The 23504-nt window shown below is 45.8% G+C and carries 24 protein-coding genes; 4 read left to right on the top strand and 20 right to left on the bottom strand.

Annotated features, from left to right (window positions below):
• Positions 1–25 precede the first annotated feature (25 nt).
• Positions 26–988, top strand: coding sequence for a carbon-nitrogen hydrolase family protein (locus tag KDM90_RS09455; RefSeq protein ID WP_212675347.1), 963 nt, complete (start codon positions 26–28; stop codon positions 986–988).
• Here the strand turns inward: KDM90_RS09455 and KDM90_RS09450 are convergent.
• From KDM90_RS09450 to KDM90_RS09420, 7 genes are all read right to left on the bottom strand, one after another.
• Positions 985–1869, bottom strand: a complete 885-nt coding sequence (locus KDM90_RS09450) for a sulfotransferase (protein ID WP_212675346.1) — start codon at positions 1867–1869, stop codon at positions 985–987. The genes KDM90_RS09455 and KDM90_RS09450 overlap by 4 nt on opposite strands.
• A 55-nt stretch (positions 1870–1924) precedes the next feature.
• A complete protein-coding gene (locus KDM90_RS09445) occupies positions 1925–2626 on the bottom strand; it encodes an SDR family NAD(P)-dependent oxidoreductase (protein WP_212675345.1) in 702 nt (233 codons plus the stop codon).
• 133 nt (positions 2627–2759) lie between these two features.
• Positions 2760–2951 (bottom strand): TIGR02450 family Trp-rich protein, encoded by a 192-nt coding sequence (locus tag KDM90_RS09440; protein WP_329605314.1) that lies wholly within the window; start codon positions 2949–2951, stop codon positions 2760–2762.
• Positions 2952–3030: 79 nt separating this feature from the next.
• Complete coding sequence (locus KDM90_RS09435; protein WP_212675343.1) at positions 3031–4578, bottom strand: cryptochrome/photolyase family protein; 1548 nt, start codon at positions 4576–4578, stop codon at positions 3031–3033.
• An 8-nt stretch (positions 4579–4586) separates the two neighbouring features.
• Positions 4587–5975: a DASH family cryptochrome gene (locus KDM90_RS09430; RefSeq protein ID WP_212675342.1), complete on the bottom strand. Its 1389-nt coding sequence runs from the start codon at positions 5973–5975 to the stop codon at positions 4587–4589.
• Positions 5972–6163 (bottom strand): DUF2256 domain-containing protein, encoded by a 192-nt coding sequence (locus KDM90_RS09425; protein ID WP_369123430.1) that lies wholly within the window; start codon positions 6161–6163, stop codon positions 5972–5974. The genes KDM90_RS09430 and KDM90_RS09425 overlap by 4 nt, the downstream gene beginning before the upstream one ends.
• 33 nt (positions 6164–6196) lie before the next feature.
• Positions 6197–7240 (bottom strand): MerR family transcriptional regulator, encoded by a 1044-nt coding sequence (locus KDM90_RS09420; protein ID WP_212675340.1) that lies wholly within the window; start codon positions 7238–7240, stop codon positions 6197–6199.
• 220 nt (positions 7241–7460) lie between these two features.
• On the opposite strand from KDM90_RS09420, the gene KDM90_RS09415 reads away from it, so the two are divergent.
• The 3 genes from KDM90_RS09415 (at position 7461) to KDM90_RS09405 (ending at position 8561) form a co-directional block, all read left to right on the top strand.
• Positions 7461–7892, top strand: a complete 432-nt coding sequence (locus KDM90_RS09415; protein WP_212675339.1) for a thiol-disulfide oxidoreductase DCC family protein — start codon at positions 7461–7463, stop codon at positions 7890–7892.
• 63 nt (positions 7893–7955) lie between these two features.
• Positions 7956–8267: a high-potential iron-sulfur protein gene (locus KDM90_RS09410; protein WP_212675338.1), complete on the top strand. Its 312-nt coding sequence runs from the start codon at positions 7956–7958 to the stop codon at positions 8265–8267.
• A gap of 3 nt (positions 8268–8270) precedes the next feature.
• Positions 8271–8561, top strand: coding sequence for a TIGR03643 family protein (locus tag KDM90_RS09405; RefSeq protein ID WP_268977739.1), 291 nt, complete (start codon positions 8271–8273; stop codon positions 8559–8561).
• Positions 8562–8598: 37 nt separating this feature from the next.
• On the opposite strand, the gene KDM90_RS09400 is transcribed toward KDM90_RS09405, so the two are convergent.
• The 13 genes from KDM90_RS09400 to nuoG form a co-directional block, all read right to left on the bottom strand.
• Positions 8599–10221, bottom strand: a complete 1623-nt coding sequence (locus KDM90_RS09400; protein WP_212675337.1) for an FAD-binding domain-containing protein — start codon at positions 10219–10221, stop codon at positions 8599–8601.
• Between the two features lie 105 nt (positions 10222–10326).
• Positions 10327–11436, bottom strand: coding sequence for an acyltransferase family protein (locus KDM90_RS09395; protein WP_212675336.1), 1110 nt, complete (start codon positions 11434–11436; stop codon positions 10327–10329).
• Positions 11437–11554: 118 nt separating this feature from the next.
• On the bottom strand, positions 11555–12223 hold the full coding sequence (can, locus tag KDM90_RS09390; RefSeq protein WP_212675335.1) for a carbonate dehydratase: 669 nt from the start codon (positions 12221–12223) through the stop codon (positions 11555–11557).
• Between the two features lie 282 nt (positions 12224–12505).
• Positions 12506–13087 (bottom strand): NUDIX domain-containing protein, encoded by a 582-nt coding sequence (locus KDM90_RS09385; RefSeq protein ID WP_212675334.1) that lies wholly within the window; start codon positions 13085–13087, stop codon positions 12506–12508.
• A 9-nt stretch (positions 13088–13096) separates the two neighbouring features.
• Positions 13097–13402, bottom strand: coding sequence for a DUF2818 family protein (locus tag KDM90_RS09380; RefSeq protein ID WP_212675333.1), 306 nt, complete (start codon positions 13400–13402; stop codon positions 13097–13099).
• 28 nt (positions 13403–13430) lie between these two features.
• Complete coding sequence (nuoN, locus tag KDM90_RS09375; RefSeq protein ID WP_230409706.1) at positions 13431–14909, bottom strand: NADH-quinone oxidoreductase subunit NuoN; 1479 nt, start codon at positions 14907–14909, stop codon at positions 13431–13433.
• A 28-nt stretch (positions 14910–14937) separates the two neighbouring features.
• Positions 14938–16431: an NADH-quinone oxidoreductase subunit M gene (locus KDM90_RS09370; RefSeq protein ID WP_212675332.1), complete on the bottom strand. Its 1494-nt coding sequence runs from the start codon at positions 16429–16431 to the stop codon at positions 14938–14940.
• Between the two features lie 21 nt (positions 16432–16452).
• A complete protein-coding gene (gene nuoL / locus KDM90_RS09365; protein WP_212675331.1) occupies positions 16453–18489 on the bottom strand; it encodes an NADH-quinone oxidoreductase subunit L in 2037 nt (678 codons plus the stop codon).
• Between the two features lie 107 nt (positions 18490–18596).
• Positions 18597–18905, bottom strand: coding sequence for an NADH-quinone oxidoreductase subunit NuoK (gene nuoK, locus KDM90_RS09360; protein WP_212675330.1), 309 nt, complete (start codon positions 18903–18905; stop codon positions 18597–18599).
• Positions 18906–19553, bottom strand: coding sequence for an NADH-quinone oxidoreductase subunit J (locus tag KDM90_RS09355; RefSeq protein ID WP_212675329.1), 648 nt, complete (start codon positions 19551–19553; stop codon positions 18906–18908).
• 18 nt (positions 19554–19571) lie between these two features.
• The gene (gene nuoI / locus KDM90_RS09350) at positions 19572–20060 is read right to left on the bottom strand and encodes an NADH-quinone oxidoreductase subunit NuoI (RefSeq protein ID WP_186889854.1); all 489 of its coding nucleotides are present in this window, start codon (positions 20058–20060) and stop codon (positions 19572–19574) included.
• A gap of 28 nt (positions 20061–20088) precedes the next feature.
• Positions 20089–21174, bottom strand: a complete 1086-nt coding sequence (gene nuoH, locus KDM90_RS09345; RefSeq protein WP_212675328.1) for an NADH-quinone oxidoreductase subunit NuoH — start codon at positions 21172–21174, stop codon at positions 20089–20091.
• Complete coding sequence (gene nuoG, locus KDM90_RS09340) at positions 21174–23504, bottom strand: NADH-quinone oxidoreductase subunit NuoG (protein WP_212675327.1); 2331 nt, start codon at positions 23502–23504, stop codon at positions 21174–21176. The genes nuoH and nuoG overlap by 1 nt, the downstream gene beginning before the upstream one ends.

Here is a 23504-nt window from a genome sequence, read left to right as displayed (position 1 = left end):
TCCACGCTATCTCACAAACATTCTCATGATCACCAATCACCAAGACAAAATCACCGTCGCCCTAGCCCAAATCGCCCCCGTTTGGTTGAATCGCATCGCCACCACCGCGAAGATGCTTGATTACGTGCAGCAAGCCGCGCAGCAAGGGGCGCGCTTGGTTTGTTTTGGTGAGACTTTATTACCCGGTTATCCGTTTTGGTTAGATCTGACCGATGGTGCGCGTTTTAATGATGAGGTGCAAAAGGATTTGCATGCGCATTATGTGCAGCAAGGTGTGGATATTGAGGCGGGTGATCTTGATGCATTTTGTGCTGCGGCGAAACAGTATCAGATCGCGATCATGCTCGGTTGTTTGGAGCGTCCGAAAGATCGCACAGGTTACAGCGTGTATTGCTCTTGCGTGTATATCGGCGCTGATGGTGTGATTGGTTCGGTGCATAGAAAATTGATGCCGACTTACGAAGAGCGTCTGACGTGGGCGGCGGGTGATGGACATGGTTTGCGTACCCATGCGCTAGATGGTTTTACTATAGGTGGTTTGAATTGTTGGGAAAACTGGATGCCTCTATCGCGTGCCGCTTTGTATGCACAAGGGGAAGATTTGCATGTGGGGATTTGGCCTGGCAATTTGCGCAATACCGAAGACTTGACGCGCTTTATTGCGAAGGAAGGCCGTAGTTTTAGCATTGCCGTATCTGGCTTGATGCGCAAGCAGGATTTTCCGGCGGATACTCCGCATCTGGATCTGATTTTGGCGCGTTGCCCTGAGATCTTGGCGAATGGTGGTTCGTGTATTGCTGCGCCGGATGGTAGCTGGGTTGTCGAACCCGTGATTGATCAAGAGTGTTTATTGATTGCGACTTTGGATAGAAATCAAGTACGACGCGAGCGGCAGAATTTTGATGTCGCTGGACATTATTCTCGGCCGGATGTCACACGTTTGGTGGTGAATCGCCAGCGTCAACAGTTAGCAAATTTTGAAGACTAATCCACGCCTGTTCTAAGCGTCGACATCTGCCGCTGCCAATTCATCGGTAAGTTTTGTTCGCCAAAACGCGAAGCAAGAGAGTGGTAGACGTCCGTATAGTGTAGCGCAACCTCGCGTTGGAGATGGGTACCTATTTGATTGCTGGTTCTTGATACATTGAATGTCTTTTCGAAATCGGCGGGTTCGTCGTTGATGCCTAAAAATTGCGTCAACTTTTGCATACTTTGGTCATTAAATAAATGTTCATAGAACGCATAGTGGATCTCGTTTGGCGGGAAGACTTCTTCCAAGTTAGCGATCGTCGCATGATAATTTGTACGCATAAGATAGGGACGACTTGCGTACAAATTTCGTAAAGCGTGTTCTTCCTGCTCGAGACTTGGATGTAGGCCTCGATTCCGCAACCCCATCCGCATCGCAGAAATACAACGTTCGACGGGATCACGCATGATGAAAACGACCTTCATATCTAAGCCTCTCGCTAATATCTCAGCGCGAATCTTCGCCATCGTCGAAGCAGACAATCCTGAATACGAAGGTGTAATGTCGCCAGTTAGCAAACAAGTTTTATTTGAGTTGAGGAGATGACTAAAGTAATCAAAATAATGCTGCGTATTGGTCAAGAACAATGCAATCGTTTTATCGATCGGTGTCGCACTGACTTGTTCACCTTGACGCAAGCGAGCGACCAAATATCGCTCTTTCAAGTAAGCTTCATCAATCGTCAACGCGTCAAAAATATGATATTCCTTCACGAATCCCATATTTACTTGCGGATGACTGTTCAAGTACCGATGCAGCCAAGAAGTGCCAGCCTTTTGCGCGCCTATGCCTAATAAGAAACTCTTACGCGGCGCACCATGCTCTGAGTCGACGGTCATGTCCAACCTTTATTCTCTTTAAAATTTCAAAACATTTTTTCAAATTCTTACTAGCTCACCATGGTAATTGTTGGCCATCATAACTAAAAAAACAGCCACTATCTTGATTCTTTAGGCGATCGATCACCCCCAACATTTCTGTTACCGCTTGTCTCGCTGGTCGTCCGATTTCAGCGCCCCGAAAGGGTTGCGAAAGTGCTGAACAAACAGTCCCCGGATGCATGGCAACCATTACCGCATTCCCCTGCTTGCGTTGAATTTCTATTGCAGCAGTCTTGATGAGCATATTCAAAGCCGCTTTGGAAGCACGATAACTATACCATCCACCTAAGCGATTATCTTCAATACTCCCAACCTTCGCAGACATCAACGCAAATACTCCTCGCTCCCGGTCCAGCATTTTAGAAAAATGACGTATGACGATCGCCGGTCCAAATGTATTCACCATGAAGGTCTTGTGCAGTTGCTCCATATTAATGTCCCCTAATTTCTTTTCGGGCATCCTATCCGACTGATGCAGCATCCCTGCTGCATGAATGATCAGATGAAAAGGACCTAGCGATTGAATTTGTTCTGCGGCTAGTTCGATACTGCGTTCATCACACAGTTCAATTGCTGGGACGGAATTTCTATGTAAGGCAACAATCTTTGCACAGCGAGGATTTTGTTGGAATGCTTCGACGAAAGCATTGCCAATTGCGCCGCTAGCTCCGATAACACAAACGCGGAAATCGTCCGGGAAAGATAATAAATCCATGAGCTGCACCTACTCCAATATTGAACTGATTTAAACTAAACTGTTTTATACACATTGATCGAACTGTCCACAATTTTGTAGGCATAAAAATATCACCTCACATGCTCTTCACTTCAGTTGATCAATGACGTTTTCAATTCCAACCTTGTTTCCAAAGCGAGATATCCTGCAATTCACGCCATAAAATTACCTTTTTAAAGCCTGAATAAACCGCTTCAATTTCAACCTCCGTAATCGGTTCACTGACATCCTCTGGCTGTATCACTCGGCACACAAAAAAATGCTTCTGCTTTGCATGAATCTCTACTGCTGTCCATTTACTCAAAAGAAGTTTCTTTGGATGGACTCGATTTGATTGACTTGGCTTTGAAGTCCCTTGCTTCCCCGACACTTTCATACGTGACTCACAACTTATCTAGATTGGCGCGTAAAAATTGCGCTCTTTGTGCAAGCTCTATTCGAATGTCAGGCTGCATCTTTCTTAATTGTGGATAGACCATACCAATCCGAGGATTGGAGGATAACTTTTCCTCATTCCGCGCAAAGAAGTCCCAATACAGCGCATTGAACGGACAAGCATTTTCGGTGGTGCGCTGCTTTTTATCGTACTGACAACCCTTGCAATAATCGCTCATGCGATCAATATAAGCAGCGCTCGACACATAAGGCTTAGTCGCTAACACACCGCCATCAGCGTATTGACTCATGCCCAAAGTATTCGGCAGTTCCACCCATTCAAACGCATCGATATACACACCGAGATACCATTCGTGAACACGCTGTGGATGCAAACCAGCTAACAGCGAAAAATTGCCAATCACCATTAAGCGTTGAATATGATGTGCATGCGCTTGTTGCAAAGATTGTCCAATCGCAAGCGATAGACAGCGCATCTTGGTCTTGCCAGTCCAAAACCACGTCGGCAATTCCGCTTGATGATCAAACACATTTTCTTGCGCATAATCGGGCATAAAATGCCAATACACGCCACGCACATATTCACGCCAACCGAGAATTTGTCGAATGTATCCCTCGGCAGCGGCAATCGATACTTCGCCACGTGAGTACGCGGCTTCTACCGCAGCAATCACCTCGCGCGGGCTTAGCATCTTGACGTTTAATGCGAACGACAACAGCGAGTGAAATAAACGCCATGCCTTGCTACTCATTGCATCTTGAAAATCACCAAAATGCGGCAATGCCAAGCGCACGAAAGCCTGCAATTGCGTCAAGGCTTCGTCGCGGTGTAAAGGCCATGCAAATTCGCTGGCGTTCGGCTCACCAAAACTTTTCACACCTGCATTTTGTATCGTCGCCCACAAGGTACTGTGATCGTGGCGAGGCCGAAAATCTTCTGGCTCCCACGGCAATCCTGGCCATGCTTTACGATTATCGTGATCAAAATTCCAAGCACCACCGATAGGATCTTGCCCCGTCATCAGCACTTGATATTTGACGCGCATTTGTCGATAGAAATGTTCCATCAACCATTTCTTGCGGCCTTCAAAAATCTTGCCCGCCTCTTCTCTTTGCGTTAGAAAATGTTCGCTATCAAACATATAGCAACGCAAGGCCGTGGTTTGCGCAAATACTTGTAATTGCTGATCTAAGCGATATTCATCAGGTGCTTGATATTGAAATTCTTGCGCTTGCACCATTTGTGCCAGTTTCTCAATATTGGCAGTAATCGCATGTAGATTGTCTGGATCATCTATAGTCAAGTAATGCACACGATGTCCTGCCAACTGCAAACGGCGCGCAAACTCGCGCATGCCAGCAAAGATCGCGATGATTTTTTGCGCATGATGCAGCACATAATCTGTCTCTTGGCGCACCTCCATCATCACGTACAACACATCGTCTTGCTGATGCGAAAACCAACTATGTTGTGAATTTAACTGATCGCCTAAGATCAGGCGCAAGGTGTGCGCGGGTTGCTGATTGTTGTTCATGGTTTTGTTTACCGTGTGTTCCAAAGTGCGCGATAGCTTCCATCCGCATCATGCTGTTTTGCTTGCTTCTGTGGATCAAACCAACGTCCGCCTAAATAGCCACGAGGATCGGTTCCTAAACCCGCCAAGTACAAGCAATTTCCTTGGTTGCTGTACACATCGTAATCAAGCAATTGCGATTCAAGCCAAGCAGCAGCTACGCGCCAATCACCACCTAACTCATGTAGCCAATAACTGATCACTTGCTGACGCAGGCGATTCGATAAATATCCAGTACTGATCAGCTCACGCATCGCGGCATCAATCAAAGACTCACCCGTCGTCGATTGCGTCCACGCTTGAAATTTTTGCACATCAAAAGCAGGCAAATCGACCGGGAGTTTTGATAAACCGCTGGCACGATACAGCCGCACGCCGTACTTGCAATGTAAAAAGCGAAAATAATCACGCCACAGTAATTCAAACCAAATCCAGTAACTGCTGTCGCTTTGTCCTTTTTCCGCCTCAAACTCGCGCAATGCAGCCATCACTTGCGGTGCCGAAAGCGCGCCACTCGCCAGCCATGGCGAGAACTTGGTCGAAAAGCGCGTACCCTGTAGTTGATTACGTGTTTGTTTATAAGAATGTGGCAACTCAGAAGAGAAGTAGTTTTTTAGATGCGCATGTGCAGCACGACTGCCGCCGCGAAACTCGGGCAAGCAATAGGGGAACGAACTGCGCACATCGTCAATATCGCGCATAACTTGAGTATCAACATCATCAAGGGCGTCAAGCTCGCACTGGCTTTGCTTACTCAAATGCACAGAAAACTTTTCTAATGTGGCGTCACGCAATGCGAACGATGCAGAGAGTGCACATGACACTACTTGACGTATCGGATATGCCGCGTGTTCTATCTTGTGTCGAAATGTCGTGAACTGATCTGGCATCTGCGCTATGTCGAAATCGAACGATGTCGGATCGTACATCGTCGATTGCCATACCGCTCGCACATCGATCTGCAATGCCCGCACAGCATCTACCTGCGCACGCTCTTCTGGTGCCGCGATATCTTCGCAAAAGATGGTCTGAAGCGTATAGGTTTGCGCTAGCGCCGCCCAAAATACAGATTGCTTACTCAGCTCACCATCGAATTCAATTAATTCAAATCCAAACTGCTGCAACTGCTCGCGTAAATCTAACAAACTATCGCGCAAAAAATATCGACGATGAGCCGATAAACGCGCAAAACCCCACTGCGTTTGTTCGACATGCAAAGTGCCTTGCGCAGAGGTGTGACAAAACAGCGGAAGCAATTGTGCTCCAGTGTGCTGCGCGTATGCACAAGCAGCATTCAACGCCGGATTATCCTCAACCCGAAGATCATTTCGAAACCAATAAACAACTAGTTTTTTCATATGTGCTTTACCGAGCCAATTGCGAGAACAACCATCGAATTTTTCACCGATGCGCTAGACCGTGCTCGACGACAACGCTCAGAACAATATTTGACTGAAGCCCAGTCTTTCTCCCACTTCTTACGCCAAGCAAAAGATAAACCACAGACTTCACATAGCTTGCTTGGCAAATCCGATTTTTTACGCATTTTCATGGGGCGCTTTCTCGAGAATATTCAATTTCAATACTGAATACCTTCTGCCTGCGCTACACGCACTAAGGCTTGCTCCAGTGCAGAACGAGCATGCGCCGCGGTGTAATGCAAGTCACGGTGTAGGCTAGCGTCGTCTTCATTACGGTTCTCACATTGCGCGCTGTAGCGTTCAAAACTGGTCAGCATTTGCAGCAAATCGACTAAATGACGTGGACATTCGCAATGAATACTTGTAGCAAATTTGGCGATGTGCGTTAGATGTTCATCATCGAGCAAACGTGCTGGAATTACATTGCTTTTCTTATTTCGCGCTGCATCGGCAGGTCGAGCACCATTTTTCTTCACGCGTCCCATACGCCCTTGCTGCTCCACAAGCGTGAGTGCGCGCGCCATCGCGACGCGGCATAGATGATCTATTTCCAGCATATCTGAAGGAATGCGGGCAACATGAAAACCCGCAAGTCGTAATTGACGAATTGCGTCGCTCGATGCAAATCGATACAGAATAAGTACCGCTGTCGCCTGACAAGTTTGTTGAGCCAATCCTAAGAGTGGAATTTGTTCTTCTGGTGCGGTCAACTCACCTTGCTCAACCACCATCACATCGACTTTGACATCCTTCAACTGCATCGGTGCCTGCTTCAGATTGAAGGCAGTTTGTACTAAGCTCAATTTACTTTGTTCTGGATCTAGATTAATCAAAGATTGGCGCAACATCACGCCGACCAACGCAATTCTCAACATGCCATTACTGAGTTGAACTTGCGACTGTGCCGCAGGCAAATTTGCCACCGCGCTTAACATCGCCAGTAACTGTTGCAAATCAAGATGCGCCACCGCACCAATCGAATTGCCGGCATCAACCAATTGCTTGATCAGACCCAAACGCCGCACATCCTCAAATGAATACTGCCGTTGACCACGTTCTGAGCGACTTGGGTCTGTCACGCCATAGCGCCGCTCCCACACCCGCAAGGTCTCCACAGGAACACCTGATAAACGTGCCGCAGCACCACTGCGATAAGTGGCATTCGCCTCATTGGCGGCCGACTTTACTGTTTGATTATTCATAGTTCACCCACTTTTTTAGCAAATTGATCGTAAAAGAAGTATTTCAAGAAAATGACAAAATACCGGAAAAGAACCGATATTGAACCGAATAAAACCATCATAACACAAGTTTTAACGGTTCACTTATTGGACACCATTTACGTTTTGGACTACTCTATACCAAACAGGATGAGCCAATAATTCATTATTAAAAATCTCACGCAACGTAGCAGCGACAACAATGACAGCAATGAAAAACGCGCCAACACAAATGAATACGCACCACGAAAAACAAGCAGCAAAACCAATTTGCACCGTTTATTTCGATGGTGCATGTCCCTTGTGTGCGAAAGAAATCGCCACCTACCAAACATGGCGAGGCGCTGACAAAATTGAATGGATAGATGCAAGCCGCTGCGAAGAAATCGAGCTAGGAACACAACTCAATCGACAACAAGCACTCAACAAGTTGCACGCACGTGATGAAACGGGACAACTTGTATCAGGAGCGGCTGCATTTATTGTGATGTGGCGACAATTACCTACCCTAGGCTGGATCACGCCCTTACTCGAAAGGCGTTGGGTAATTACTTTGTTAGATAATTTGTACCACGTCTTTCTAAAGTTTCGACCGCTTTGGCGCAAGCCAGTTGGCGAAAAATTTGATCGCTAAGTTTGATCAACTAAGCAGTACCGAGAATCAAATCAATTAATGACATTATCTATAAAGGAATTCATGATGAAATCACGTCGTCAATTTTTAATTCAAGCAGTTCCTGCTGCCTTAGGTTTGGGAGCCGCACTCAAGGTCAATGCTCAAGCAAATCGCGTCGATGAAGCAGCGCCCGGTTCAGTTGCTCTTGGCTACAAACATGACGCAAGCAAAGTGGACACGAAAAAATTTCCTGCGTATGCCGCTGGAAAGAACTGCGTCAACTGCATGCTGTATCAAGGCAAAGCAACAGACGCATGGGCAAATTGTGCCGCCTTAGGTAACAAGCAAGTCTCAGCAAAAGGCTGGTGCATGGCATGGGCAAAGAAAGCCTAAACCATGATGCCAACAATTGATCAAGCGGCTATGAATAACGCTACCGTCGATCAAGCTACCATCGATAGAGTGATACAAATGGCGTGGGAAGATCGCACTACTTTCGACGCCATCCAACGTCAATTCGGCTTGAACGAAAGTGCAGTGATTCGACTAATGCGTCAGTCGATGAAAGCATCGAGCTTCAAAATGTGGCGTAGCCGGGTGACTGGTCGTAAAACAAAACACCAAGCTTTGCGCAGCGACGAGGTAATGCGATTTAAATCGCGTGATCAGAAGAATCGGGATTTTTGAACCAAATTTCTTGGAACCCGATTTTCAACATGAAAATTTAGAAATCAAAGCCCATCTGCGGCGCTTGCTCGATATTGCTGGTCGAACTGGCGTCTTGCTGCTTCACTCGCTTAGTCGATTTTCCTACGCGCTTTGTACTGCCTGTACTGCGTGACTTAGGTGCACTACGTGTATTACGTGATCCGTGTTTCTTGACTACCGCTGACTTCGCTGCCTTCACTTCTGCTTGACCTCGCACAGCAAATAGTTTTGCCTTCGCTTCACGTGTGGCGACTTCAAGATCGACAACAGGAACTGGAATATCGTGCCCTACTTCTACGCCATAGGCCGCTTGCACATCTGCTGGCATGGTCCAAGGTTCAAACAAAAACAAATCAGGTACTTTACGCATCGCCGGCAACCAACGTCGCACAAAGATGCCTTTCGGATCATGATCATGCGCTTGTTTAATTGGGTTATATACGCGTGGCACATTGATGCCTGTAGTACCCGCTTGCATTTGCATTTGGCTCCAATGTATACCCGGCTCATAGTCGATAAATTGCGTCGCCAACCAAGTACCAACGCGCCGCCAATCTAACCACAACGGATAGGATGCGACGGAGACCAACATGGCGCGCATACGAAAATTAATCCAGCCAGTCTCACGCAACATGGCGATACAGGCATCCACCATAGGCCAGCCTGTACGACCTTGTATCAATGCCTGAAAATGGACCTCATTCCAATCCTGCTCACGCAAGCCATCGTAACCGCGATGCATATTTTGATATTCAATCTCGGGTTCTGATTCCAATTTTTGAATGAAGTGGCAATGCCAGTACAGCCGACTGATAAAAGCATTTAAGCCCTGCTTCATCCGTCCCGCGGATGGATGCTGCGACATGACCGCATCCTCATGCGGTTGTTCCATACGCTGTACCGTCGCATGCACGACTTCGCGCAAGCTTAAACAGCCAAACGTCAAATAAGGTGAAAGCCTAGAACAAGCATCTGGCGCTGATAAGGGGGAAGAAATTCCACCACGATAATAGGCACAGCGTTCAAGTAAGAAAGACGACAATACAGCAAGACCAACTTGACGCCCACCGCGCTGCCGACGTGGCGTATCAGCTTGGTGCAAATGAAGTCGATCAGCAGAAGGCGGCAACGCATCTTGCCACGGCATATCCACGAACTGCAATTGTGCCGGTACAGGCAAGCAATTTTGCTCAACGTGAGCGTCCCAACTCGCCTTCCAATGATCACGATCAGCCAAACGCCGCACCACGCCAAATTGTCGGAATTCTAACCAATTAATTTGTTGGGTACGACACCAGCGTCCAACCGCCAAATCACGTTGATAAGTCCAAGCATTACCCGTTTCTTCATGCGCATATAAACTGTGAAAAGGCGCGCGCTCATGCAAAGCCTGTAACACTTCCAGCATATCGCCAGTGACGACATGCAAACGACCGCCGTGCTGTTTCAATTCCACATAGAGATCACGCAAACTCTCTAGGATGAACTCAAAATGCTGGCGTGCTGCATCCGCTTGCTGCCACAACGCTGGCTCGACAACATATAAGCAAAGAATCGGGCCACGTGATGCCGCCTCAGACAAAGCAGCATGATCATGCAAGCGCAAATCGCGTTTGAACCAAACAACGCTGTAAGACATAGTTAGAGCGGAAGGAAATTGAAGCTCCTAGTATTCCAGATCGCTATCAGGGTCGCCTTAAGAAATGCGGGTCAAGCTGCACTAGTACTCATACCGGACAATTTTTTATCCCTTATACGGAAAATAACGATCTCGTAAGCGCATGAACGGTGTCTCGACCAATCGATACAATACATACGCTGCTAACAAACTCAGTGCAAACATCGCAGCAATTCCCAGCGCTGATTTCACCGAAATATCCCAAGCTTGAAATGGACGTAGCAAAGCATTCATTAGCGGTTTATGCACCAGATACAGTGCATACGACCACAGCGCTAAAACAGATGCGCCGGGGATGCGTAAACGATATAGATAAGAATTGGGACTTAAACCCGCCAAAGTCAGTAGAGCAAATCCACAAGCTAAAATGCTATAGCCAAAGGTCGTGGTGAACCACAAAAAGCCCTGCCCTTCGACAAAACTAAAGTTAGTGAACAACACCATCGCCAGCGCAGTCGTTACCACGCCCGCGATGAAACTATGGTGACCGTACTTGAGTGAGCGGGTCCAAATCGGCGAATGAAAATTCTTCAACAAAGCCAATGCCACGCCGGGTAGCAACTCATCAAAACGACACCAAGTTGAATAGTAAATGTGGACGTAGTACTGGATATAGTCGTCACCAACTTGCTGCCACATCCAATAACGCATGCCTGCAGCCGCGGCCATCGCTAACAACAACACTACCCACATAGCACGAACCGATTTTAAGGTCGCAATCGTAGCGATCGCGATTAAAGGCAAGGCGACATAAAACTGCTCTTCGATACTCAGCGACCACGCATGCGAAAATGCCGAGCCGGGTTTTAAATCAAAATTTTGTGTGAAGGTGAGAAACTTCCACAGTGGCGTTACTGCGTTACCTCCTGCTTCGACCGGAAACAGAAAATAGATCGCCAGCACCACATAGAAATTCGGCAAAGTTCGCAATGCACGGCGGATATAAAAGGTTTTAAGCGAAAACCCCTGCTCACTTTTTAGACCTGCAAATATTTGATTACCGATCAAATAGCCACTCAAGACAAAAAACAAATCGACCCCAACCCAACCGATTTCACTCAGAAAACCAAAGCTAGGCTCATGGCTGACAAATACCATGTAGTGATACATAAGGACCAACAGAATTGCGCATGAGCGCAGAGTATCGAGACCATTCAGACGAACTTTTGAATCCATTTTTATCGTTTATATCGGAATTAGGATCGAAAAAAAACGGCATCGCACATCCGCCATGCCGTCTTCAATTTTTTTTGAAAAGTAAAAGGATTTTACAATTACAGAATGCGCAAATGCTTCAGTCTCTATATCGCGCTAAACTCCGCTCCAAATGCGGAGCCAACTTCTCAGGAGAATTAATCGACATCCCTAATTCGTTGAGCAGTCCATCCTGAATTCCATATACCCAACCATGGATCTCAACTGATTGCCCGCGTTCCCACGCATCTTGGATGATCGTGGTTTGACAGACATTCACAACCTGTTCGATTACATTCAACTCGCAAAGGCGATCCACACGCTCTCTTTCAGGTAAAACATCACCTAAATACTTTTCATGCTTTTGATGCACATCTTGTACGTGACGCAGCCAATTATCCGCCAATCCAACTCGTCGTCCGGTCAATGCGGCATGCACGCCACCACACCCATAATGACCGCACACAATCACATGCTTAACTTTGAGCACATCGACTGCGAATTGAAGTACAGAAAGGCAATTCAGATCGGAATGCACAACCAAATTAGCGATGTTGCGATGAACGAATAATTCGCCGGGCAACAATCCAAGTAACTCATTTGCTGGCACTCGACTATCCGCACATCCAATCCACAAATATTCGGGACTTTGTTGTACTGCCAATTTCTCAAAAAATTGCGCATCGCGGCTGAGTATTTCCGCAGCCCAGCTACGATTATTTTCGAATAACTGGTCAGGTGTCACACTCCCACGTATTACTTCTCTCATAATGCTCCCTCAAATATTTACCGCCACCATTTTACCTTTTTTAGAGGACACTTTCGAATATATCAGGCATAAGCGGGGAACCTGAGCCAACGAAAAAACAAGCGCAGAAAAAAATGAAGAACAAACACTCAATGAGAAAATCGCCGATGTTGCGACTGATATGATGCCACTTAAGGCCGAATCGACACTCGAGAAAAATCCAAGGAGAAAAGGGAGTACTAGGAAGAAAAACGACTATTTTGCAAAGCTCAGGCGCCTTAGCAACTAAACTGAATTAAGCGACTAAAGCTGCCATTCTTGTTTAAGAATCTTGTCCAGCCAAAATGCGCCTATCACAGTCTTGACGTCGGTAATCTTGCCCGCCCTTACCCATGCCAACACATCTGAAACCGGCGCTGTAAAAGTTTCCAAAAATTCTTCGTCATCCAGTTTCGCATCACCAGCAACGAGACCACGTGCTAGGTAAATATCTAAATGCTCATCTGCATACGCAATAGCGTTATGAATTGTGCAAACGAATTCCCAATGGTCAGCTGTATAGCCAGTTTCCTCTTTTAGCTCACGTTTCGCACAAACTAGTGAATCTTCATTTGGGTCTATTTTGCCAGCTGGAAACTCAAGAAATACTTGGTTTAATGGATAGCGAAACTGACGCTCCATCAATACCGATCCATCATCAAATAAGGGAAGGATGACCACCGCGCCAGGATGTTTTATATATTCGCGCGTCACCAAATTACCATCAGGTAGTTTGACTGTATCTTTTTCAACCTGTAAAAAACTGCCGTGATAAGCCCGATGGCTATCCACCTTTATCTCTGCCAATTGGGGGTTTTGATCTGGACTGAGATCAAGGATGTTCATAGACTAAGGCTATTCAAAACTTTGCTTGCGCAGATAACAATAAACAAATCCGGGAAAGGCAAACACAACAAAAAGACATGCTGTAATTGCAAAAAATTCCCAACGCTGCTCAAAACGATTTCCAGCTTGAGCCTCAAGAAACGTTCCTAGTAAACCAACCAAAAAATATAAGACAACTAGTTCAAACAGCCGTAGCCATACTGTCTTTCTGAATTTTATGGTGATCAAACCGAAAAGGCGTTCAGTAAAGAATGGAAGGCTAGCGGCCAAAAGCGCTATGACAATCACGAACCAACTTAAAAGTGATGTATTCAAAACACTTCTTTCTGTTGAAATGCCTGGATCAAGACGCTATCGTACTTCTGATCGCCGCTATGCAACTCTGCAGCAATGTATCTGGAACGATACCTAGCACAAGAACCGCTAAACCATTGACACTGAGGACTAATTTTAGGTCGGCATGCGCCACAATCGGCGAACTGTCTACTGGCTCATCAAAATACATCACCTTAACAATACGCAAATAGTAGAACGCGCCAATTAAAGAGAACAAAACAGCGGCAACTGCTAGCCAAACTTGACCCGTCGCAACTACCGACGTCAATACTGATAATTTGGCATAAAAGCCCATCAATGGTGGAATACCTGCCAATGAGAACATCAACAACAACATGATGAATGCAAACCACTTACTACGTTTGTTCAATCCCTTCAAATCGGCAATATTCTCGGCTTCAAAGCCGGCGCGCGATAACAACAGGATCACACCAAAAGACCCAAGTGTGGTCATCACATAAGTAATCGCGTAAAACATCGACGCACTATACGCTTCGCCAGCCAAATTTACGTTGCCGTTCGAAACGCCAGAGATAAAACCAAGCAACATGAAGCCCATCTGTGAAATCGTCGAGTAGGCCAACATACGCTTCAGGTTTGTTTGAGCGATTGCGGTAATATTGCCGATCGCCATCGACATTACCGCCAACACCATCAGCATTTGCTGCCAATCCAATACCTGCGGAAACAAACCTTCCACCAACAAGCGGAACGTAATTGCGAAAGCCGCCAACTTTGGTGCACCACCCAATAGCAAAGTAACGACCGTTGGTGAACCTTGATATACGTCAGGTACCCACATATGAAATGGAACAACCCCTAATTTGAATGCAAGGCCAGCGACTAAGAATACGATACCAAATACTAAGATCGTTTTATTTGCAGTAGCTAACGCGGCAATTCTTGCCATTTCATTTAAATTCAATGTGCCGGTAGCACCGTAAAGCATGGAAATTCCATACAACAAAAAGCCCGATGCCAAAGCACCCAATACAAAGTACTTCATCGCCGCTTCAGTCGACTCTGTGTGATCGCGACGCAATGCGACCAAGGCGTACAACGCCAAAGACATTAACTCAAGACCGAGATAAATGATCAACAGATTATTTCCAGAAATCATGATCATTTGTCCCAAAAGGGCAAACAAAGCAAGTGTGTAAAACTCGCCACCCAGCATCCCTTTTGTCATACCACGATCAGTGGCGTATTGACGCCCGTAAATAAACGTCACACCCACGGCAATATAACTGAACATTTTCAACAGATTCGACATGGCATCTGAGACAAACATGTTGTTGCTCAAATACACCGAGGTGCCACTTGTCGCATTCATCGTCAAAACGCCACATACACCAAGCGACAATAAGCTCAACGCATAGGTTACATTCCGCTTGTCGTCACTAAGAAACATGTCGATCAGCAAGATCGCACAGATCGATAGCAGTAAAAATACTTCTGGATAAAGTGATGGTGGAATCAGGTTCATATTATCGATTTCTAAATTCTAATGACTACTATGGAGCGATTTTTGTCGTTGCTACATGCTTCAATAAATCAGCGACCGATACTTGCATCGCGTCTGTGAAAGGCGCTGGATACAAGCCCATCGCGATGACAGCAATCGCCAACACACCCAACATGAAAAACTCACGCTTATTCAAGTCCACTAATTTTGCTACGTGATCATGCGTAATTGCGCCAAATACCACCCGTTTCACCATCCACAAGGAATAGGCAGCACCAAAAATCAGTGCCGTAGCAGCTAACATGCCAATCCAAAAATTGAACTTCACTGCCCCAATAATCACCATGAACTCACCAACAAAACCAGAGGTCGCTGGTAGGCCGCAGTTGGCCATCGAGAACAAGACAAACAAGGCGGCAAATTTCGGCATGGTATTAACTACGCCACCATAATCAGCGATTTCTCGTGAATGAACTCGGTCATACAACACGCCAATGCACAAAAACATTGCCGCGGATATAAAGCCATGAGAAATCATCTGAACAATCGCGCCTTGCACGGCGAGTTCGTTAAACATAAAAAAGCCTAAGGTCACAAAACCCATGTGTGCAATCGATGAATATGCGACTAGCTTTTTCATATCCTTTTGCACCAACGCAACGAGACCGATATAAATCACAGCAATCAGTGACAAGGTAATCATCATGCTCGCCAAATAATGACTTGCATCAGGTGCGATAGGTAATGAGAATCGCAAAAATCCATACGCTCCAAGTTTCAACATGATTGCAGCCAATACGACCGAACCTCCAGTCGGAGCCTCAACGTGAGCATCAGGCAACCAAGTATGAACTGGCCACATCGGCACTTTAACCGCAAAAGCCATCAAGAAGGCCACGAAAAGCAGGATTTGCGCATGCAAAGACAGCGGCAATTGATGCCACACTTGAATATCAAAAGATCCGTTAGACTTGAAGTACAGGTAAATAATCGCAACCAAGGTCAGCAGAGATCCAAGTAAGGTGTACAAGAAGAATTTAAATGCAGCGTACACCCTATTTGGCCCACCCCAAATACCAACGATGATGTACATTGGGATCAGAGTCGCTTCGAAGAACACATAAAATAACAAGCCATCTGTCGCGCAGAAAACGCCTATCATGAGACCTGAAAGAATGAGAAAAGCTCCCATATACTGGGCCACATTTTTCTCAATGACTTCCCACGCTGCGATGACGACGATAACAGTAATAAATGCGGTTAAAGGTACCAACCACATGGAAATACCATCGACTCCCAAAGCATAAAATGCATTGAAACGCTCAATCCAAGTCAATCGTTCAACAAACTGCATGCCATGGGCCGCATTATTAAACCCCTGAACAAGTGGAATAGTGACTGCAAAACTAAAAAGAGAACCCACTAAAGAAATGAGACGAACCAACCCGGGGTTTTTATCTCGACCAAGTGCTAACACGGCCACACCGAAAGCGATTGGCAACCAGATCGACAGGCTTAATATTGGAGAATTTGACAGCATCATAATTATCTTATTGTGGTCACTTTATTTAGCAAACGGGAGCGGCATGAAATAAATCAAGAAGCCCAACACACCCAAAATCATTACCAGCGCATAGTGGTAGATGAAACCAGTTTGGAACAAACGAACAATTTTGGAGAATAAGCCTACCAATTTCGCACTACCATTCACCACCAAACCGTCGATTAAGCCCTTGTCACCGATATTCCACAAGCCGCCACCCAATAAACGAGCACCACCAGCGAACACGATTTCGTTAAATCTATCCATGTAGTACTTATTGTCCAATAGCGTGAAAATTGCACTAAATTTCTGTTTGATCATTGCAGGAATAGCTGGTTTGACCATATAGAAGAAGTAAGACAAAGCAACACCTGCTAATGCCAACCAGAATGGTAGCGTCGTCAGTGCATGAATGCCCATTGCTTGCCAACCGTGGAATTCTTCTTTCAATTCACCCATTGCATGATGCGCATGGTGATCGATGAAAATCACGTCTTTAAAGAAATCACCGTACAACATAGGTTCGATCGCATACAAACCGATGAACACAGAAGGAATCGCCAACAGCGCCAATGGTACCCACACCACAGCTGGAGACTCATGCGGCTTTTGACCTGGCGCTAAACCATGATGATGATCATCGTGATGATCGTCATGACCATGTGCATCATGTGCATGACCGAAGTTTTCTTTACCGTGGAATACCAAGAAGTACATACGGAAAGAATAGAAGGCTGTTACAAACACCCCTGCCAACACCGCAAATTTTGCAAATCCAGCACCTGGCAAATGAGACAACATGACTGCTTCAATAATCGAATCTTTGGAATAGAATCCAGAGAAGAAAGGTGTACCGATTAAAGCTAAAGAGCCCAGTAATGAAGTAATCCACGTCACCTTCATGTATTTACGTAAGCCACCCATATTGCGAATGTCTTGATCATGATGCATACCGATAATCACCGAACCAGCCGCCAAGAACAATAGAGCCTTAAAGAATGCGTGCGTCATTAAATGGAATACCGCTACCGAATACGCGGATGCTCCAAGCGCTACAGTCATATAACCCAACTGCGACAAGGTAGAGTAAGCAACAACGCGTTTGATATCGTTTTGAATGATGCCAAGGAAACCCATGAACAGTGCAGTAATGGAACCGATCACCATGATGAAATTCAGGGCAGTATCAGACATTTCAAACAGTGGTGACATACGTGCCACCATGAAAATACCTGCGGTGACCATTGTTGCAGCGTGAATCAAAGCAGAAATTGGCGTTGGACCTTCCATAGAATCTGGCAACCATACATGCAGAGGGAATTGTGCAGATTTACCCATCGCTCCGATGAACAAACAAATACATGCAACGGTAATCAACATCCAATCTGTACCTGGCAACATCAATGGGGCAAGCTCGGCTTTCTTCGCAAAAACCTCTGCATAGTCCATGGAACCTGCATAAGCGACTAATAAACCAATACCCAAGATAAAGCCAAAGTCACCTACACGATTCACTAAGAAGGCCTTCATGTTCGCATAAATTGCCGTTGGCTTCGTGTACCAAAAGCCAATCAAGAGGTAGGAAACTAAACCAACGGCTTCCCAACCAAAGAACAATTGCAAGAAGTTGTTGCTCATAACCAGCATCAACATCGAGAAGGTGAACAAGGAAATATAGGCAAAGAAACGGTTGTAGCCTTCGTCTTCAGCCATATAACCGACAGTGTAAATATGCACCATCAAAGACACGAAGGTGACAACGCACATCATCATTGCGGTAAGGCTGTCCACTAAGAAACCAACTTCCAGCTTCAAGCTACCAACAGTCATCCAATGATATAAAGTGGCATTGTATTTCGCACCATCCATCACTTGCGACAAAGTCATGCAAGATAGAATAAATGCGATTAAAACCCCAAGTATCGTCGCGCTATGCGAGATCTTGCGTCCAACCAAATTACCAAAAAATTTCGTGCCTAACAGACCCGCAATGGCTGATCCAGCGAGTGGCGCCAATGGTACTGCTAGCAGTAAATGTGGGTTAAGTTGCCCCGCCATAATGACCCTTTGATTATCTTAATTCTTTTAAATTCTCAAACTGCTTATCAACTTGAAAGATGCTCAGAAGTCAACGCACTGTCAACTTCCAAGAGGTTTCTGTCTTTTTAGCCCTTCAATGAGCCTAAGTCTTCCACATTAATCGTATCCAGATTACGGAACATCACCACTAAAATCGCCAAACCAATCGCAGATTCCGCTGCTGCCACAGTCAAAATGAAGAACACGAAAATCTGTCCAGCTGCATCACCTAAGTAATGAGAGAAAGCGATGAAATTGATATTCACCGCCAACAACATTAGTTCAATCGCCATCAGCAATACAATGATGTTTTTGCGATTCATGAAAATCCCGACTACCGAGATTGCAAATAAAATCGCACCGAGTATCAAAAAATGGGTAAGTGTTAAAGTCATTTAGGCACCTGTTTTTTCTGCAGTAGTTTGGGTTTCTGCTCCCGCATTTGCACGATCAGATTCTGCCTTCATACTCACAATACGGATACGATCAGCACGTTTAACTTTAACCGCAGCGGCTGGATCAAAATACTTACTGTCTTTACGACGGCGCAATGTCAACGCTACCGCTGCAACAATAGCTAACAATAAAATTGCTGCGGCAACTTCAAACGCGAATACATAATTCGTAAAAATTTCTAAGCCCAAAGCCTTCGTGCCACCGATGTGTGAAGCCGCAGCAGGTACATTGTTATCAGGACGCAAAAAGCCTTTTAACAAAACTGCCGACATTTCTAAAGCAACCACCACACCGACGATGGCTGCTAAAGGCAAACGCCCCCAAAATCCTTCGCGTAATTTATCTAGATCAATATCCAACATCATCACAACGAACAAGAACAAAACCATCACTGCGCCAACATATACCAACACCAGAACAATGGCTAAAAATTCCGCTTTCAATAACAACCAAATTCCTGCTGCGGTGAAAAATGAGAGCACCAAAAATAAGGCGGCATGCACAGGATTACGTGCAGTAATCACTTGAGTGGCAGCGATTATTAAGATCGCTGAGAACGCATAAAATAATGCAGTAACAAAATCCATAATTCAGCTCTTCCAGTCTTAGCGGTATTTAGCGTCAGCTTGACGCGCTGCCGCGATTTCTGGTTCGTAACGATCACCCACAGCGAGTAACATCTCTTTGGTGAAATACAAGTCACCACGTTTTTCACCGTGATATTCCAATACGTGCGTTTCTACGATGGAATCAACTGGGCAAGACTCTTCACAAAAACCACAGAAAATACATTTCGTCAGATCGATATCGTAACGTGTTGTGCGACGTGAACCATCTTCACGTTGATCCGACTCAATCGTAATCGCCATCGCAGGACAAACCGCTTCGCACAATTTACAAGCAATGCAGCGCTCTTCACCATTCGGATAGCGACGTAATGCGTGCAAGCCACGGAAACGCGGTGATTGCGGTGTCTTTTCCTCAGGGAATTGCACCGTGATTTTGCGTGCAAACATATAGCGACCTGTCAAAGCTAAACCTTTGATCAACTCGCGCAGCATCAGGCTGCCAAAGAAATCCTTAATTGCTTCCATTATTTGCATCCATTATTCTTTAGCTGATTTACTTCCAAATATTCCATGAGGTTTGCATCCACCCGGCGACGATGACCAAATATGCTAAGGTCAGCGGAATAAATACTTTCCAGCCCAAACGCATGATTTGGTCGTATCGATAACGTGGGAAAGAAGCACGTGCCCAGATAAATAAGGAGACCACGAAGAAAGTCTTCACGCCCAACCAAATCCAGCCTGGCAAGTAAGTCAGCAATCCCAACACTGGAACTGCATGTCCAATCGGCGAATTCCAACCACCAAGGAACATCAAGGAAGCCAATGCGGAAATCAAAATCATATTTGCGTACTCGGCGAGGAAGAACATCGCGAAAGACATACCCGAATATTCAACCATGTGACCAGCGACAATCTCAGACTCACCTTCCACGACGTCGAATGGGTGACGATTGGTTTCTGCAATACCAGAGATCACGTAAACCACAAACATCGGCAACAAAGGCAGCCAGTTCCAAGAGAGAAAATTCCAACCGTGTTCAGCAAAATAACCTTTGGATTGACCATTGACAACATCTGTCAAATTCAAACTGCCAGAGACCATCAACACAATGACTAATACGAAACCCATCGCGATTTCGTAGGAAATCATTTGTGCTGAAGCACGCATCGCACCCAAGAAGGCATATTTAGAGTTAGAGGCCCAACCCGCGATGATGATGCCGTACACTTCCATGGAAGTGATCGCCATGATTAACAACAGGCCAGCATTCACATTTGCCAATACGACTTCAGGACCAAATGGCACGACGGACCAAGCTGCCAACGCTGGCATGATCGTCATAATCGGTGCGATCACAAATAAAACCTTATTCGCTTTCGCAGGAATAATAATTTCCTTCAATAACAGCTTCAATGCATCTGCAATTGGTTGCAGCAAACCTGCAGGACCAACACGATTAGGGCCTAGACGCACATGCATCCAACCAATCATTTTGCGTTCCCACAAGGTCAGGTAAGCGACACATCCCATCACAGGCAAAGTGATGCAAACAATCTTAACCAGGGTCCATACTAGAGGCCACAAACCACCTAGGTATTGCACTCCATAAGATTGAACCGTATCAAGTAAATTCATTATGCACGCTCCACATTAATTGGGCCAAACATCGCACCCAGTTGATGCGTTGCCAAAACACCGGCTGCCACGCGCACTACCGTCGCTGGCAATGTTTTATCTAATTTCGCAGAAACCAGTACTGAAGTACCCGCTTGCGTTAACTTCACAAAATCACCGTCAGCAATTGCGAGGCGTGCGAACTCAGCAGCACTCAAACTAACGGTCGGTGCTTTTGCGTCAGCGGTACGTTGCAAAGATTCTGCACGGCGAACGATTGCATCCGTGCTATAGATAGGCACATCCGAGACACGTTCCAAGCCAGCTACTGAACTTGCATTCGTGACCGCCATATCTGCAAAATTATTCAACTTTGCTGACAAGTCTGTTTGACCTTGTCCCAACACGGCATCGCGTACTGCTTCAGCTGTTTCAAACTCAAAATTCTCTAAGCCCAACAAGTTACCCAGAACACGTAAGACTTTCCATCCAGGGCGAGTATCACCCAATGGTTTCACGACACCGTGGAAACTTTGCGCACGACCTTCGCAATTAACGAAAGTACCCGCGGTTTCTGTGTAAGGAGAAACTGGCAACATCACGTCTGCGTAATCCATGCCATGCTTAAATGGTGACATCACAACTACCATATCCGCTTGCGCCAATACCGCTTGCGCTTGATTCGTATTCGCGAAATCAAATTCAGGCTCAGCATTGAATAAAACAACTGCTTTACGCGCATTTGTCAGCAGATTCGTTGCAACATCAGGACTCGCTGGCACCGCATCCGACAAATAAGCGCCTACCGTGTTCGCTGCTTCAGTCAAATAACCAAAACCTGCACCCGTGTTTTGAGCAATCCATTGAGCCAAAGCATGAATTTTAGATGCATCAGGATGTTGCGCCGCTGTATTACCAAGGAAAACACCAGAAGAGGCAGTTTCCGCACCAGACAACAAATTAGTTGCAATTGTTTGCGCCACATCACTGACCGCAACATCTGCCAAGCCTGCTGGCTTCGCAACTTGTTTTGAATTCGCGACTGCCGTAGCAATTTCCGCCAAGAACGACAACCATGCTGAAGGTGCCAACACTGCTTTATTCGCAACTTTCATCAACAATTCATCATCAGTCGCGTGCAAAACACTCAACTTTGCACCAGCTTTCACTGCTTGACGCAAACGTGCTGCCAGCAGTGGATGATCCTTACGTAGGAAGGAGCCGATCACAAATACATTTTTTAATTGCGCAAATGTGGCAATTGACATGCCCAACCATGGCTTAATTTTTGACGTTAATGCGAAGTCAGATTGACGTAGGCGCGTTTCGATATTTTCAGAACCCAAACCACGTACTACTCGTGACAGCAAACTCATTTCTTCTAAAGTTGAATTTGCAGTCGCCAAACCAGCTATAGAATTTGCACCATGCTCATGTTTCACATTTTTCAAACCATGTGCCACATATTCCAAGGCTGTTTGCCAATCTGTTTCTTGCCATTGACCACCCTGCTTCAACATAGGCTTCGTCAAACGATCTGCACTATTGAGGCCTTCATAAGCAAAACGATCTTTATCGGAAATCCAACATTCGTTCACCGCATCATTTTCCAATGGAACGACGCGCATAACTTTATTGTTTTTGACTTGGACGATCAAATTGGAACCAAGGCCATCATGTGCGCTAACAGATTTACGACGCGACAACTCCCAAGTGCGTGCAGAGTAACGGAATGGCTTAGAAGTCAAGGCACCCACTGGGCACAGATCGATCATATTGCCGGACAATTCTGAATCGACTGTTTTACCGACGAAAGACGTGATCTCAGAATGTTCACCACGACCCAACATGCCTAGCTCCATTACGCCAGCGACTTCCTGACCGAAGCGCACGCAACGGGTGCAGTGGATACAACGACTCATCTCTTCCATCGAGATCAAAGGACCAACATTTTTATGGAAGACAACGCGTTTTTCTTCTTGATAACGTGAACTGGTTTTACCGTAACCAACTGCCAGATCTTGCAATTGACATTCACCGCCTTGATCGCAAATTGGGCAATCTAAAGGATGGTTGATCAGCAAAAATTCCATCACATCTTTTTGTGCCTTGGTCGCTTTATCGCTGTTTGAGCGAACGATCATACCTTGCGTAACCGGAGTCGCGCAGGCTGGCAATGGCTTAGGTGCTTTCTCAACTTCCACTAAACACATGCGGCAGTTCGCTGCAATCGACAATTTCTTGTGATAGCAAAAGTGAGGAATGTAAGTGCCAAGTTTGTTGGCAGCTTCCATGACCATGCTTCCCGCAGGGACTTCTACTTTTTTGCCGTCTATTTCAATTTCAACCAT

The sequence above is a fragment of the Affinundibacterium fentianense genome (genome assembly GCF_018139545.1).
In the GTDB taxonomy this organism is placed as follows: Bacteria; Pseudomonadota; Gammaproteobacteria; order Burkholderiales; family Burkholderiaceae_D; genus Undibacterium; species Undibacterium fentianense.
Note: the sequence above shows the minus strand (reverse complement) of the source record. Positions and strands in the feature narration are given on the sequence as shown.